This is a genomic window from Aporhodopirellula rubra, from assembly GCF_014192335.1.
GTDB lineage: Bacteria > Planctomycetota > Planctomycetia > Pirellulales > Pirellulaceae > Rhodopirellula > Rhodopirellula rubra.
In genome coordinates this window covers 88,306-103,302 of the sequence record NZ_JACHXU010000008.1, presented here as the reverse complement: position 1 = coordinate 103,302, position 14,997 = coordinate 88,306, and the positions used below count along the sequence as shown (strand labels likewise).

Here is a 14,997-nt window from a genome sequence, read left to right as displayed (position 1 = left end):
TCAACCGACGGAAGAGCTGACAAGCCATTCAATTTTTGCATACACCCCACCTACCTACCTAGATACAAATGAACGAGGCGCCAATGAAATTGACCTTTTGAGAAACGTGCCTTTATGCACTCAGAATTGGCTAGCGAATTCCTTATTCTCCTTCCAATTTTTCTTAAGCCTTTCGACGTGTTTATATTCCCCATCAGTTACCTAGAGGTAAATTTACATGCAACGTTCCAATAAAACACGATCAGGTTTCACCCTGGTCGAGCTGCTCGTCGTGATTGCGATCATCGGCGTCTTGGTCGGTCTTCTTTTGCCAGCTGTTCAAGCTGCTCGTGAAGCCGCCCGCCGGATGAGCTGCAGCAACAACTTCAAACAGATCGGACTGGGAGTTCACAACTACCACTCCGCTTACAACCAGTTGCCACTTAACAAGACCGGCACAGGTATTCTCCCAGGAACTAACTGGTGGGATGATTCCACAGTCGCTAACAACCAGCAGCTAAGTTGGTTGGTCGGTTTGACACCGTTCGTCGAAGGACAAGCGTTGTGGGAGCAAATCTCCAACCCCAGCGTTCAGGGTGGCACATGGCCCGCCATGGGACCGAAGCCCGTTGACTTCCGGTACGACTACCAACCTTGGATGACGAACATCCCAACATTCCGTTGTCCTTCGGATCCTGGGTTCGGTTTGCCAGCACAAGGCCGTACGAACTACGGTGCTTGCTTCGGTGACTCGATGTACAAAATCGAAGTCGCTGCTCGCAGCGGTGGCGACCTCAACATGACCGATTCCACCGCCGCACAGGAAGCTCGTGCCGGATGCCGTGGTATGTTCGTCAACCACCAAAAAATGGCGTTCCGCGACGTTCTCGACGGCCTTGCGAACACGATCATGGCTGGTGAATTGGCAACCGACCTCGGTGATAACGACACTCGTACCAACGGAGCTCGGCAACTCAACGCGGCCGGCGCGCCTCCAATGCTCAACCCAATGGCTTGTGTCGACACGGGCTTGCCCGATCCACAACGTCCTCAGTTCTGGACCTCCGGCACGAACACCTTTGGTGGCGTCAATTCGACTCTGGGCCGGGGTTATCAGTGGGCCAACGGTGAGCACTACTACTCAGGCGTGATGACGATTCGTCCGCCAAACTCGGAAGTTTGCTACGGTGGCGATTGGCCTGGCCAGGAAGGCATTGTGCCTCCTAGCAGCCGTCACCAAGGTGGTGCACACGTCCTGATGGGCGACGGTGCTGTTAAATTCATCACAGACTCGATCGAAGCTGGTAACCAGAACAACGGTCAAGTCGGATTTGGATTCACCGGCAACCAAAGCCCCGGTTCGAAGAGCCCTTACGGCCTCTGGGGGTCATTGGGAACTCGTGCGAGCAAAGAAGTCATTCAAGAAGAACTCTAAGCTCGGCTAACTGATCTGATGAACAGCCCCGGTGCAGCACTCTGTTGCACCGGGGCATCATCAGTAGTTCGAAATCGTTTCAAACATCCTGAAAACATACGATCCAAAATGACAAAAACATTCCTACAAGTCTGCTGCGGTGCACTTCTACTAAGCACTCTCGCGTTCACCGGTTGCGAAGGTAACACAGGTGTCGTCGAACCACCTGAAATGACCGCCGAAGACAAAGCTGCTCTTGAAGCAAGGCAAGCCGAATACTCCAAATCGATGGCAGAAGCCTACGGTAAGAAGTAGCCATTCGGACCGCCACGCGTTTCAATAACCAGCCGGTCCCTCCAATGAAAAACTCCCAGCGGCGAAACAATACGATCGACCACCGTCACGCAACGCGAGATTGGTTCCTCGGTCTTCTAATCATCGTCGCTCTGGTAGGTTGTCAACAGACGGTCCAGGAGTTTCAACTAGACCGTCTCGCAGAACCCGAAGACGCACTCGCCCGATTGCGTTCGGCGATCCATCGCCAGGACTGGCAAGAGGCGAACGAAGTGTCGCCTTCAGTACTGATGCAATATCACGACGATGCCAATGCGATCGAACTCGCCGCAAAGGCGGCGCACGGCAACGGGACGCCAGACGTTGCCGCCGATCTGATGTCCGACGCCTGCCGCATCGATTCGTTCAGTGACCCGTCAAGAACCAACCGGGCGTTAGCCGCCCACTTGGCAATCGGACGGGTGTTCGATTGCATTGATTTGTTGGAATCTTCCATCAAACAACAACCCGACCAACATTCTATTCGTCGGATGCTGTACCAGATGTGTTGGGGCGTGGAAGATCGGCCACGGTCGATCCCACACGGTCAATATCTCGTTCGGAAACGACAGTTTGATCTGGATCTTCTCCTCGAAATGAGCCAGACGGAAGCGAGAGCCGAACGCTCTGATTCTCTCGTCGAAATGGCGACTCGTCATCCGCGAGACAAGCGACCGCTCGTCGCCGAAGCCAGGATTCAATTCGACCGAGGCGACTTTGATCAAGCCATTGAAATTCTTCATGAGAGTTTGCAGTATCACCCGGAATACCCACCCTCGTTGGCCATTCTCAGCCGCGCGCTCGTCGATTCGGGACGATATAATGAGTTTGCCCAATTGGTCCCCACGCTTCCGAAGACAGTCGAAAACTACTCGTTCTATTGGCTGGCCATCGGCGATTGGTGCCGAGACCGTCAACTACATACCCAGGCGGCGAGAGCCTATTGGGAGGCGGTGCAAAAGGACGCGGACATTCGTGAGTCTTGGTTCAAATTAAGCACCTCGCTGACGCAACTGAGTGACTCGCACGCAAAACTTTCACCTGAAACGATTTCTGCAGTTGAAGAGCGCGTCATCCTCCTGACACGGTTCACCCACCTGCGATCGCAGTTTTTAAAGTCAGGAAAGAAGTCTCGCGACACGCTCGTCGAAATAGCCGAAACTGCCAGAGATCTCGGTCGACTTTGGGAAGCCGAGGCCTGGACCTCAATCGCAATGACATTTCCCGATGAAGGTTCGGTCGACGTCAAACCTATTCGTGACTCAATCGTTCGACAACTTCGCAGAGACACCCCCTGGCAAATAATCGATTCGCGTGAGGAAATGAAACTTGATTTAAGCCATTTGCCTCTTCCGCGGATATCCGTTGGCTCGTTTACCGCGTCGGCACAGCCAAACCGCTCAACGATTAGAACATCATCCACCGCTCGCATTAACTTGGTTGATCAAGCCGACGCGAGCGGATTGCAATTCTTCGGCCGCACTAGCGACCATTTGGATCAACCCGGCGTCATGCACTACCAAACACTCGGATGTGGTGGTGGCGCGATTGATTTTGACCTCGACGGTTGGTCAGATCTCTACTTGGCCGCCGCCGGTGGGACACCACCCTACCGTGAATCCGACGCCAACGCACTTTGGCGTAATCTGGACGGAACGTTCGCTGACGTCACCGGCGTTACAGACACCGGAGACACCGGTTTTTCCCAAGGTGTCGCAGTCGGCGATGTTAACGAGGATGGTTTCGCCGACGTGCTCGTTCTCAACTACGGTCCTAACACACTCCTGATCAACAACGGTGACGGAACGTTTACGGACTCGAGCAGTCGTCTCGACGAAGACGCGTCAAAAACAACTTGGTCTTCCTGCGGCGCGATTGCGGATCTCAATAACGATGGACTCGCCGACCTCACCATTCTCAGCTACGGCGAAGGGATCGATGCCGTCACACGAGAATGTCGTCAGGAAACAACGAACATCGTCAGAGCCTGTTCCCCGCTAATTTTCCCCGGTGCAACGGATTGTTTTCAATCTTCTACTGGCGCGGGCGAATTCTCTGACCAGACTGAAAATTGGAAAGCCTCTCCTTCCGTCGTCGGGCGAGGATTAGGTGTCACCGTTGGGTCGTTTGACAATGAACCAGGCGTCGACATCTTCATTGCCAATGACTTGACTAGCAATCATTACTGGAGCCCATCAACGAAAAATGGATTTCAACTGCGAGAATCCGCGATCTTAAGAGGTCTCGGATCGGATGACCGTTCGCCCGGCCAAGGTTCAATGGGAATGGCCACAGCGGACTTCGATCGAGATGGAGACATTGACTTCTATATCACCAACTTTCTCGGTGAAAGCAACACGTACCATGAGCACGCCAGTGGAGGATTGTGGCGTGACCAAACCGCACCGCAAGATCTGCTCACACCAACGTTGCCATTTGTCGGATTCGGAACCGAAGCGATCGATCTCGACAATGACGGTGTTCTCGAACTCGTCGTGGCCAACGGACATATCGACATGTATCCCGGCGAAGATGCTGCACCCTACGCCCAGCAAATGCAAATTTTCCAGCGAAGCAACGAAGGTGGCTACCGATCGATCGGTCCCTCTATCGAAAGCGAATATCTGCTTACGCCACATGTCGGTCGTGCGTTATGGACAATTGATTTCAATCGTGACGGGCTCACCGATTTTGCAGTCACGCATCAGACAGAACCCGTGGCCTTGTTGGCGAATCAAACTAGCGACGCAGGAAACTGGATTGAATTCCAAATCAAAGGCCGAGATTGTTCGCGCGACGCGATCGGAGCGACACTCCAACTGCATTCGGGTGATCAAAATTGGATCGTGCCTCTGACGTCAGGCGACGGTTTTTTGTGCAGTAACGAGCGGATCATCCGAGTCGGTCTTGGGAACCTTGCCGACAACTGCAGCGCGGTCGTTGTTTGGGCCGACGGTACAAAACAGTCGTTCGAATCGTTGACGCCGAATGCGACCTGGTTGCTCGTAGAGCGTGACGAAGACGCCTTCCGATTGGCTCATCCGTGATGATCTTAAGAAAATAGCCGGCCCCTTCGCTAGAAAGGACCAGCCACAAATTGTTGACACGGAGAGCAATCGCATTGCCAACGTCCAAGGTGAGACGACGCTGAATCTGATTACGACTTATTCGTCTTCTAACTTAGCAAATTCAAGTACTTTGATCTGTTTCTTCGCCGCATCGGCTGGTTTCCAGAACCAACCCTGTGGATCCCAACACTGAGCAAACGGTACGTCTTTCAGCAATTGTTTGTAGGCCTTAATCGCTTCATCCGTTTTACCCAGTTTCTCTAACGATTGGCCCAGAATGAAGTAACAGGTTCCGACATCATTGAGAGCCCATTTGCTCAGCACGGCGTCCTTGTCGCTGCCGGCGACGGGTTCTTTCAGTTCCTTTTGCATGACGATTGCTTCCTTCGCATATCGGGTGACGCATTCCTTCGCGAACGTAACCGCATCGTCATACTTTTTAGCGTTGTAAGCATCCCAGCCTTTGGTTGTCAGTGTCGCCGAAGAGTAGTCACCAAAATCCAATTTCTTGGCAGACGCCTCATCGCCTTGTGCGACCGACGAAACCAGAAATGCAAAAACGAGTGGGAGCACGAACAGATTCTTCATCGGATTACTCGAAAGTGGGGACAGAAAGGTGTTTCATGAGTCTTCGTTCTATTCGACGTGACAGCTCACTTCAATGCAATAATGCAATTTTATGCACATTTATTTTCAGTGCGAGAAATACGATGTTTTTGTGCGTTACGTTCACCGGCAAAGTGGCGTTGTGGTTGTTGGTGAACAACGCGGAATTCGTCTCGATCGTGCCAGCCAATGGTGCTGGTTCAAACGACGGGTCCAACTGTCGTTCCTTCACGAAGGGCACAATCGAGCATCGTGTGTTGGGCCGAGCCGAATCGTTTTGATGCGAGGTCTTGAAGACGCCTGCACCCTATCTGACCGATTTCGTAGTACGGGATCGAAACCGTTGTCAGTTGCGGCGATCCGTCCGGTGGCTCAATACCATCAAAGCCTGTCACAGAAACATCCGCGGGTGTCTTAATACCATGTTCGTTGAAATAGGAAATCAATCCGTAGGCTTGATGATCGGCCGCACAAACCCAAGCCGTGACACCATAGCGAGTCCGCTCGAGAGCTCGCGCGTAGGTGTCGGCGACGCTGTATCGTTCACTCGGACGAACATTCAAAACGTTTGCCGGATCGATCACCAAACCCAGCCGAGTCATCTCTTCAACATAGGCGGAATGTCGTCGCAATGCCCAATGAGCGTCGACCCCGTAATCATGCGTGAGGAAGCCAATGCGTTGATGTGCATGTTGCGATAAATGGCCGATAATTGCGGAAATTCCGCGGTGATGGTCGACATCGACACAATTGACCGGCGTTCCACTGTACTGCTCAACGAGCGACACAACCGGGATCAGGAGATTGAGTTCGTCGACAATTGTTTTAGGAAAAGGATAAACCAGTAAGGCTCCGTCCCAAGACCGCTGGCTCAAAGCGTCGACCTTCGCATACGACGAATCAGTCAAACTGCTATGACACGGATCGGTATAATGTATTTCGAGTGTCACGTCATTGAGTTGTGCATAATCACTGACCCCGGCGATCAGATTTTCACCCGGACTTTGGTAGTCAGTATTTAAGTAGTCATCAACGTCGGTACAGATAAGAATCCCGAACCGACTCTCGGCCGATCGCTGGCGACCTTTGCCGGTGCGGGTTTCCATATGCGTGTAGCCGAGGGCTGCGGCGAGACGAAAAACTTTGCCACGCGTTTCGGGATTAATTCCTGGATGGTTGGTGAAACAACGCGAAACCGTCGCACGTGAAATTTGAAGTCGGTCTGCGATCAGTTGCTGATTGACCGTTTTTGCCATAACGAATTCTTTTTTGAGACACTTTTGGCGACTTGACTGCTACAATGCAATTTTATGCACACCATAGCCCGTGGAGAACAACACACAATGAATACTGTTAGACGATTGTCGATATTTTGTACCTGTCTGCTTTCCGTATCGCTTTTAGCGTCTGGGCCGACTTTGGCAACGGAAGTCACGGTCGACAAGAACGACCAAGGTCATTTTGTTCTCAAACGAGACGGAAAACCCTATTACATCTACGGCGCCGGCGGCTCGGACCATTTACGGGAATTGGTCGAATGTGGGGGCAACTCGATTCGAACCTGGGGCATCGAATCACTCGAGAAACAGATCGACGGAAAGCCGCTGCTCGATTATTGCCAAGAACTCGGGATCTCCGTTTCGGTGGGCATCTGGATTGAACACGAGCGGCACGGTTTTGATTACTCCGACCCGAAACAGGTGCAAAAACAACGTCAGGCGGTCCGCCAAGCGGTTCGGCAGTACAAGGATCATCCCGCAATCTTGATGTGGGGATTGGGCAACGAAATGGAGGGGCCCGAGTCCGACAGCGGTGCGGAACGCATTTGGAAAGAGCTCAACGAGTTAGCTGCGATCATTAAATCGGAAGATTCCGATCACCCGGTCATGACGGTGATCGCAGGGGCCTCGGCAGCGAAAATCCGCGGCATTCTTGAACACTATCCGAACATCGATGTTCTGGGGGTCAATTCGTATGGAGCGGCCTCGTCGGTAGCCAGCGATGTCAAAGCAGCCGGATGGAATAAACCATTCGCGTTGACCGAATTCGGACCGTCAGGGCATTGGGAAGTCCCTCAGACCTCTTGGGGCGCCGCGATCGAACCGAGCAGCCGTGCGAAGGCGGCGAGCTACTACGTGACGCAGTCAATGTTGACTGAAGACGCGGGCGATATCTGCGTCGGCAGCTACTGCTTCCTTTGGGGTCAGAAACAAGAGAAAACATCGACTTGGTACGGAATGTTTCTTCCGTCGGGCGAAAAACTCCCTCAGGTCGATGCGATGTGCCGGGCCTGGACCGGACATTGGCCCGAAAACCGATGCCCGAAAGTCACACGGGTGGAATCGGAATTGACGGAAGCTACGGTCGCCGCCGGTGCACTTTTTGAAGCGCGGGTGCAGGCAACCGACCCGGACGATGACCCGCTCGAATGGACGTGGTATGTGCAAGCCGAAACGACCGAACGCAGTGTCGGCGGAGACCGCGAATCCGTTCCTCCTCTGTTCCCAGAATGTGTTGTTCGGGCCAAAGAAGGTGAAGCCGTGATTCGAACTCCCAACAAACCTGGGAACTATCGATTGTTCATCATCGTGCGAGACGGCCAGGGCAACGCGAGCGCAGACAATATCTGTTTCCGAGTGTCCGCAAACTGACTCAATCAACAGATCCGGCCAACTCAGGCTGCGATCTCGTATATAATTGTGATGGGTGTTGTTCCCCGAAATCGATTTTTGCGTTTGAGTGGGCAATAGCATGTGACGACCCCACATGCTCAGACTCGAAGACCGATTACTTTGAGTGTGTATGACATGAAGATGATCCTCCGTTGGATTGATCCGGTGGTGGCATGTCGTTGGCCGAGTTGCTCGCGTTGGGTTCTGGCCCTCGTAATCGTTGCGAGTCTGTTCGCACTTCCCACGCATCAAACCTATGCAGAAGATTGCACAGGATGCGGTGATAAACACCGTATCCTGGTGTTGATCGGCAGCGACGAGGACGATCCATTCTGGAGTCTCTTCGCCGAATTCATGGGCGTCGCGGCCGATCAACTCGGACTCGAATTGCAGTTCCGTTTTGCCGATGGCAGCCTGAAGGCGATGTCGAGCCACATGAGAGTGGAATGTGAACGCAAAAAAAAACCCGCTTGCATCGTGATGCAAAGTTTCAAGCGAGGCGGACTGAAGTTTCTGCATACCGCGAATTCCTACCAAGTCCCCGTTTTCTTAATCAACTCTGGTCTTACCTCCGAACAGAGAGCCAAGGCTGGCGAACCGCGGAGCCAACTGAAGTACTGGGTCGGTGAGATGTTGCCCGACGATTACGGTGCAGGCTTCCAGCTCGCCAACGCGTTGATCGATGCAGCGAAAAAGGATCCTTCACGACTCGGACCGGATGGACGGGTTCACTTGATCGCTCTCGGTGGCACCGTATCGCATACCGCCTCGGTTCAACGGACCGCCGGATTAATGGACGCGGTCGAGGCGCGGCGCGATGAGGTCGTACTGAACCAATTGGTAGCGGCGGATTGGAAAAAGGGTTTTGCGAGGAACCGTTGCCGTTTTTTACATCGCCGATATCCCCAGGCGTCTGCTGTTTGGACAGCCAATGATCAGATGGCACTCGGTGCGATCGAAGGGCTCCGAGACCTCAAGTTGGTGCCCGGTAAAGACGTCGTTGTCGGCGGCGTCGACGCGACTAGGCAAGCGATGACTGCGATCAAGGAAGGAACACTCGCGGCCACGGTCGGGGGTCACTTTCAGGAAGGTGGTTGGGTGGCGGTGATCATTCATGATCTACTCAACGGTTTGGATTTGTCAAAAATCCCTATGCACTATGCGTCACCGATGAAATTGGTCACGGCCGAAAATGTGGCTGCCTATCAAGCGAGTTTGCAAAAGAGTGAATGGGATCGCATCAATTTCAAACAGTATTCTCGTTTGCATCGTCCCAAATCCGACGGCTATCAGTTTCGTTTCGAGTTAGCAGATCGTTCCGTAGACACCTCCATGCAGATTGGCAAGGAGCAGCAGTCCGTTGAAAAACCTGCGCGAAACGAATGATCTCGTCATCTGAATATGACCCTCGGACCAGTCACAACGCGGACGAGCGCAAGATCACGATGCGATACATCGTCGCGTTGGTGACGACGGTGTTGGTCACACTGGCGATTTTCGGAGGCGTCGCAGCCTATGCAACGCTCCGACAACTCGACGAACGGATCCGCGGTGAAGCCGAACGGGCGGCACTATCAATCGCGACCTCGACCGCGACCCCGTTATGGAATGTCGATGAACGAACGATCGGTGACTTGCTCGGTGCCTCGCTGACGAACCAGAGAATTGTCTACGCCGAGGTCAGTGACCGCACCGAAACGTTGGCCGTTCGCCGCAAACCGAACACCCCGCGACTCAACTTGAAGGGCTTCGCTCGATCACCACTGTATGCCGTGGCATCCGCAGATGTCTCGTTTGATGATGAAGTCATCGGTGAAGTCAGTGTGGTGTTGTCGCGACAAACCATCAGTGACGAGATTCGCCGCAACGTGTGGGTGGACATCGCTTTGGCAATGGTGTTGAGCCTCGCTGTATCAATCACCTCCGTCATCATCACACGCCAATTCGTTTACCGTCCACTCAAACAACTCAAGAACCAAGCACTCCGGGCCGAGAAGGAGGCTGAAGCGGCAAACCAAGCCAAGAGCGAATTCCTCGCGTCGATGAGCCACGAAATCCGCACTCCCATGAACGGGATCATCGGAATGACCGATCTGTTGTTGGGTACTGAGTTATCGTACGAACAGCGTGATTATCAACACATCGTGAAACAGTCCGCCGAGTCATTGATGCAGTTGCTAAATGACATTCTTGATTTTTCTAAAATTGAAGCGGGCAAACTGGAACTGGAAACGATCAGTTTCAGTATTCGTGAAACGTTAAGTGACACCTTATTGACGCTCGCCAATCGGGCGGCCGAAAAACATATCGAACTTGCCCTACGCATCGCTCCTGCGGTGCCCGACTCGGTGCGAGGTGACCCGACACGGTTGCGGCAAATCGTGATGAATCTGGCCAGCAATGCGATTAAGTTTACCGATGTCGGTGAAGTACTTGTGGACGTCAATATTCGTTCGCGAAACTCTGACTCAGTCGTGTTAGCCTGCGCGATCGTGGACACCGGGATCGGCATCCCAAAAGACAAACAGGCCGAAATTTTTAATATGTTCAGCCAAGCGGATCTCGCCACAGCCCGGCAATTCGGTGGAACGGGGTTGGGACTGACAATCTCTCGTCGGCTTACCGAATTGATGAACGGTGAGATCAGTGTGGAGAGCACGGAAGGTCACGGGAGCACGTTTCGTTTTACTGTGGAACTCGCTCTCGCGACGACCCAAGCTTCTCTGGTTCTGCCATCAACCGTGAAGGGACAAACGGTATTGATTGTCGATGACAATCACACCAATCGGCGTGTACTCGGCGAGCTACTCGAAAGCTGGGAACTCGACACGGTCGTCGCCGCCGATGGCGCCGCAGGCATTACGGCGTTAGAAACTGCGACAAGCTCCAATGAGCCGATTTCGTTAGTAATCGTCGATGAAGATATGCCCAACATGAATGGGTGGAACTTTTCTGAACGGGTCTACGATCATCCAAATCGTCGCCTTTCGGCAACCAAAATTTTGCTGATGACCTCGGCGATGGAAAGCGGAAGTCAGGCCGGGGCCGGCAAATTAAACGTTGTCCGTCGACTTCCCAAACCGGTCAAGCAGTCCGTACTGCATGACTCGATCATGATGGCACTCTCACCGACGAGTTCGTATCAACAGGAACCCGTTGCCACCGCTCCTGACCGCGAAGCCGCAACGTCAAAGCTAAACGTGTTGCTCGTCGAAGACGGATTGGTGAACCAAAAAGTCGCCGTCACCATGCTGCAACGACGCGGCCACACCGTCACAGTGGCAGCCAATGGGAAAGAAGCACTCGACGCCCTTTTCGCAAACGATGCTCCAAAATTTGACCTCGTCTTGATGGACGTGCAAATGCCAGTGATGGACGGTCTCGCGGCAACGCGAGAAATCCGGAAGCGTGAAAAGTCGCTCGGCGGACACATCCGAATCCTTGCAATGACAGCGAACGCAATGAAAGGTGATCGCGAAAAATGCATCGAAGCCGGAATGGACGGCTACCTTTCGAAACCGGTTCGATCGCACGAGTTATTTCTCAAAGTGGAACCAACCGTCCCACCGGAATCGATTCCGAGACATGCCAAAAACTGGTGAGTTCCCTGGCATCTTTTGTTCATACCAGTGCCGAGCGGTGTCTGATTCTCTGCGGTATCAAAGACCGAACCAACTGGGCCGCAAAAACCAAAGACGATGACCCTAACGGCTGTTCTTCAGCCGATTCATGGTCTCCGGTCCACCGTCTTGGACCTCGATGAGGAATCGTATCAAGTCTGAAAACTGTGAAGGGTCTCGCAATTGGTTGACGAGTCCCGTGGGCATGGCCGATACCTTCAGTGGAACAACGTCATCGATGTCATCCTGCGCAATGGTAATTTCCTTGCCGCCCGCGGGTTCACGAATGACCAACTCGTCATCGTTTTCGGAAACAGGAAAACCGGTGAGCACCAATCCGTCCGCCGTGATCACGGATACCTGTTGAAAGTCCTTGTGAATCTCTTTTGACGGATCCAATACCGCATCGACCAACGTTTGATCGGTGACCGCCTCTCGCTTAATTGCTAAATCGGGTCCCAGTCGCGGACCGGAGTCGGGGTCGTGACATTTCGCACAGGAGATCGTCGCGCCGTAGAACAGAGTCGCCCCACGCTGTGCGTCTCCGTCACGTTTCGCGTGTTCTGCCAATGCCTTTGGTTCCATCTTTGCTAACAACTCGGCCATCGAAACGGGTGGCGCGGCATCACGTGGAATCGCATGCAACGAAAGTTCGTGTACCGACCAGTAGTTCACGTTCGATTTGCCGGTCTGTGTCACCCGAAGATATCGGACCAGTCCAGGGGCATCCAATTCGATCCTCGTGACGGCTTGGTTCCCGTATCCCTTTGCAACCGGATCGTTCCAAATCGTTCCGTCTTCAGATACCTCAACCACATAACCGCGAGGGTAGTCTTTGTTCGACTTGCGGGTATTGAGTACCAACGTCATCGGTGTAACCGGTTCGGGCAACTCAATCGTGAACCAAGTGCCAGGGCTCTGGCGTGCCGCACTATCCCATCGGGTCGACGCGTCACCGTCGATCATTTTGAAGAGATTGTCCTCGTTGGCGTTTGACGCAATTTTCCATTCAGATCTGTTTTCCAACGCAGGTGGGTCGTAGTAGTCGAGGTCATTTAGCGTCCACGGTCCGATTCGCGATGCGGATTCATTCCGGATCTGGCGAATGTCCGTCGGCCGAATGATGGAAGCCTCGTTTCCCCAACTGTTACGGACGTAGTTAGCGACGTCTGCGATCCAAGTATCCGAGTTAGACGCCAGAGGCATCATCAATCCATCTGCATAGGTTTTATCCTCGATCGGACCGATCAGCCCCTGCAACAGGATGCGTCCCAAACGTGCTTTGTGTCCGCGGACGCGTGGGGAACCGGCCAGTGGCGGTGCCAAGTGCAGACCACCTCCCTTCGGTGCCGGATGCCCTTTGCCGTTTTCGCCGTGGCAGGTCGTACACAAGGTCGAGTAAATCACTCGACCGCGAACCATTGAATCGGCAAGTTCCTTATTGCGACTTTGCAACTCTGCGAACTTTTTGCGTTCAGCAACAATGGCTTCCAGGTTCGAGCGGTATTGCTGGGCGATCGAGGCGACATTCGGATTGTCCTGATTGGCAATCAAAATCCAATCAGTGATCGCATCCGCCTTAGGATGGCGACCGTGATTCACCGACAAAAGAGTTTGAATGACGACCGCAGTCGATGAATCCTTGCCAAGATCTTTGATCAAAATGTCGAATCGTTCATCGGTAGCCAAGAAAGGCTCGGCGATCCGTATCGCGGCGGCTCGAACGCGTGCATCGGAATCCTTCATTCCCTTGGCGAGTAACTCAGGCGTGACCGCGTCGAGCCCTTCAATCGTCCACAACGCGTGCAGACGTCCCAAGGGTTCGTCCGCGTTCTCGGCCATTCGGATTAGTTCCGGCAGGATGCTTCTGTCGCCGTGAAGAATGATCAGCTTTTGAGCTTCGCTGCGCCACCATCCGTTGGGATGCGATAAATGCCGCATCAACTGCGCCGGTGTCTCGTCAAGCATCCTGGGTTGAGGACCGCGACGGGTCGATTCATGGTCGACACGGTAGATGCGACCGCGGCCGATGTTCTTATCGAGTTCGTACTCTTCGACAATCTTTCGCAAATAAGAGCCTTTTCGCACCCAGTTTCCTTCCTGGATGATGCCGCGATACATATCAACCAGGTAGAGGCAACCGTCTGGTCCGGTAGCACTGTTGACGGGACGAAAATTGGGATCTCGTGCAGCAACGAACTCAGTGCCCTCGTACGCATTTGAAAGCGTGATGCGGCCTTCCTCGTCGACAACCTTGGCTCGTCGGATGAGTCGTCCGACCGGTTCGCAGATGATCAAATCACCATCGAAATCACTCGGCATCGCGTCGCCACGATAGATCGACTGACCTCCGCCTCCGGTGAATTGCGTCAGCGTGTTGTCATCGCGAACACGACCGGGTCCGCCTTGGACGTCAGGAACATTGTCGATCGGAAAGACCTCACGGAAACCATCAACTTGCTCACCGCGCAGACCAATTTGTCCGTAGATGATCGGTTGCTGAAACGCGAGCGCGGGGTTTTCGCCACCTGCGGTTGAGTAAAACATGCGACCCACATTGTCGTGAGTCAGCCCCCATTGCCCGGTATTGAATTGCAAAGGTTCAGTAACCACTTTGCCACTGGTGAATCGCAGTCGGTACCCTGTGTAAGTGGTGTAAATCCAATTATCGACGTTCCAAACCAAACCACTGGGTTGATGCTCAAGATTTCCGCCGCGGTCGCCGCCCTCGTGCCAAAGCTCAATCTCGTCGGCGATACCATCGTCGTCGGTATCGCGATAACTCTTAAGATCGAGCGTATTCGTTTCACCGATGATGACGCTATCTAATAGCGGCAGCACCATTCGTGGTAAGACAAGGTTGTCTGCAAATACAGTATGTTTGTCATACACCCCATCGCCGTCGGTATCCTCGTGACGCGATACGCGGCTCGTCGGTTTGAGTTGATTCCTACCGTCAATATCCTGCATGTAGGTCCGCATTTCGACCACATACATTCGTCCGTTGCCATCCCACACGACGACCGAGGGTTCTTCAATATCCGGTTCCCACAAGACGGGAACGACGCAGTAGCCGGGTTGCACCTGCATCGTTGCGATCGACGCTTCGGGAGACAACGGTGGCGCTTTCGAGCTGACTTCCGCCGCCAATGTCATCGTGCTCAATGCAGCAATGGAAAGAGTCGCAACAGAAACGAGGCGCAATAGATTCATCAAGGTAGGGTTCGGGGGTGGGGAGAGTCAGGGAGCGAGCAAAGCGATCGCAAATCAATATCGATTTAGTCGAGCGGATTCGACTGAGCACC

The 14,997-nt window shown here is 53.4% G+C and carries 9 protein-coding genes; 6 read left to right on the top strand and 3 right to left on the bottom strand.

From position 1 onward, the window contains the following. Window positions 1–217: 217 nt before the first annotated feature. From FHS27_RS12775 to FHS27_RS12765, 3 genes are all read left to right on the top strand, one after another. Window positions 218–1,414, top strand: coding sequence for a DUF1559 domain-containing protein (locus FHS27_RS12775; RefSeq protein ID WP_184305325.1), 1,197 nt, complete (start codon window positions 218–220; stop codon window positions 1,412–1,414). Between the two features lie 108 nt (window positions 1,415–1,522). Next, window positions 1,523–1,708 (top strand): hypothetical protein, encoded by a 186-nt coding sequence (locus FHS27_RS12770; RefSeq protein WP_184305324.1) that lies wholly within the window; start codon window positions 1,523–1,525, stop codon window positions 1,706–1,708. Between the two features lie 44 nt (window positions 1,709–1,752). Next, window positions 1,753–4,773 carry an FG-GAP-like repeat-containing protein gene (locus FHS27_RS12765; RefSeq protein ID WP_184305323.1) on the top strand — a complete coding sequence of 1,007 codons (3,021 nt, stop codon included), beginning with the start codon at window positions 1,753–1,755 and terminating at the stop codon, window positions 4,771–4,773. 117 nt (window positions 4,774–4,890) lie between these two features. On the opposite strand, the gene FHS27_RS12760 is transcribed toward FHS27_RS12765, so the two are convergent. Both FHS27_RS12760 and FHS27_RS12755 read right to left on the bottom strand, forming a co-directional pair. Beyond that, complete coding sequence (locus tag FHS27_RS12760) at window positions 4,891–5,382, bottom strand: tetratricopeptide repeat protein (protein ID WP_184305322.1); 492 nt, start codon at window positions 5,380–5,382, stop codon at window positions 4,891–4,893. Window positions 5,383–5,600: 218 nt separating this feature from the next. After that, on the bottom strand, window positions 5,601–6,656 hold the full coding sequence (locus FHS27_RS12755; protein ID WP_184305321.1) for a LacI family DNA-binding transcriptional regulator: 1,056 nt from the start codon (window positions 6,654–6,656) through the stop codon (window positions 5,601–5,603). An 87-nt stretch (window positions 6,657–6,743) separates the two neighbouring features. Between FHS27_RS12755 and FHS27_RS12750 the strand changes: the two genes are divergently transcribed. The 3 genes from FHS27_RS12750 (at window position 6,744) to FHS27_RS12740 (ending at window position 11,674) form a co-directional block, all read left to right on the top strand. Next, on the top strand, window positions 6,744–8,051 hold the full coding sequence (locus FHS27_RS12750) for a glycoside hydrolase family 2 TIM barrel-domain containing protein (protein WP_184305320.1): 1,308 nt from the start codon (window positions 6,744–6,746) through the stop codon (window positions 8,049–8,051). A 156-nt stretch (window positions 8,052–8,207) separates the two neighbouring features. Further along, on the top strand, window positions 8,208–9,458 hold the full coding sequence (locus tag FHS27_RS12745) for an ABC transporter substrate-binding protein (protein WP_246419703.1): 1,251 nt from the start codon (window positions 8,208–8,210) through the stop codon (window positions 9,456–9,458). Next, on the top strand, window positions 9,455–11,674 hold the full coding sequence (locus FHS27_RS12740) for a response regulator (protein WP_246419701.1): 2,220 nt from the start codon (window positions 9,455–9,457) through the stop codon (window positions 11,672–11,674). Before FHS27_RS12745 ends, FHS27_RS12740 begins: the two co-directional genes overlap by 4 nt. A gap of 102 nt (window positions 11,675–11,776) precedes the next feature. Here FHS27_RS12740 and FHS27_RS12735 read toward each other — a convergent pair whose 3' ends face one another. After that, on the bottom strand, window positions 11,777–14,905 hold the full coding sequence (locus tag FHS27_RS12735) for a DUF7133 domain-containing protein (RefSeq protein ID WP_184305319.1): 3,129 nt from the start codon (window positions 14,903–14,905) through the stop codon (window positions 11,777–11,779). Window positions 14,906–14,997: the final 92 nt, after the last annotated feature.

What these genes read in the sequence shown, in the direction of transcription:
- FHS27_RS12745 (WP_246419703.1), top strand. Translation starts at nt 8,208, where the DNA reads ATGAAGATGATCCTCCGTTGGATTGATCCGGTGGTGGCATGTCGTTGG.
- FHS27_RS12755 (WP_184305321.1), bottom strand. Translation starts at nt 6,656, where the DNA reads ATGGCAAAAACGGTCAATCAGCAACTGATCGCAGACCGACTTCAAATT.
- FHS27_RS12740 (WP_246419701.1), top strand. Translation starts at nt 9,455, where the DNA reads ATGATCTCGTCATCTGAATATGACCCTCGGACCAGTCACAACGCGGAC.
- FHS27_RS12775 (WP_184305325.1), top strand. Translation starts at nt 218, where the DNA reads ATGCAACGTTCCAATAAAACACGATCAGGTTTCACCCTGGTCGAGCTG.
- FHS27_RS12735 (WP_184305319.1), bottom strand. Translation starts at nt 14,905, where the DNA reads ATGAATCTATTGCGCCTCGTTTCTGTTGCGACTCTTTCCATTGCTGCA.
- FHS27_RS12760 (WP_184305322.1), bottom strand. Translation starts at nt 5,382, where the DNA reads ATGAAGAATCTGTTCGTGCTCCCACTCGTTTTTGCATTTCTGGTTTCG.
- FHS27_RS12770 (WP_184305324.1), top strand. Translation starts at nt 1,523, where the DNA reads ATGACAAAAACATTCCTACAAGTCTGCTGCGGTGCACTTCTACTAAGC.
- FHS27_RS12750 (WP_184305320.1), top strand. Translation starts at nt 6,744, where the DNA reads ATGAATACTGTTAGACGATTGTCGATATTTTGTACCTGTCTGCTTTCC.
- FHS27_RS12765 (WP_184305323.1), top strand. Translation starts at nt 1,753, where the DNA reads ATGAAAAACTCCCAGCGGCGAAACAATACGATCGACCACCGTCACGCA.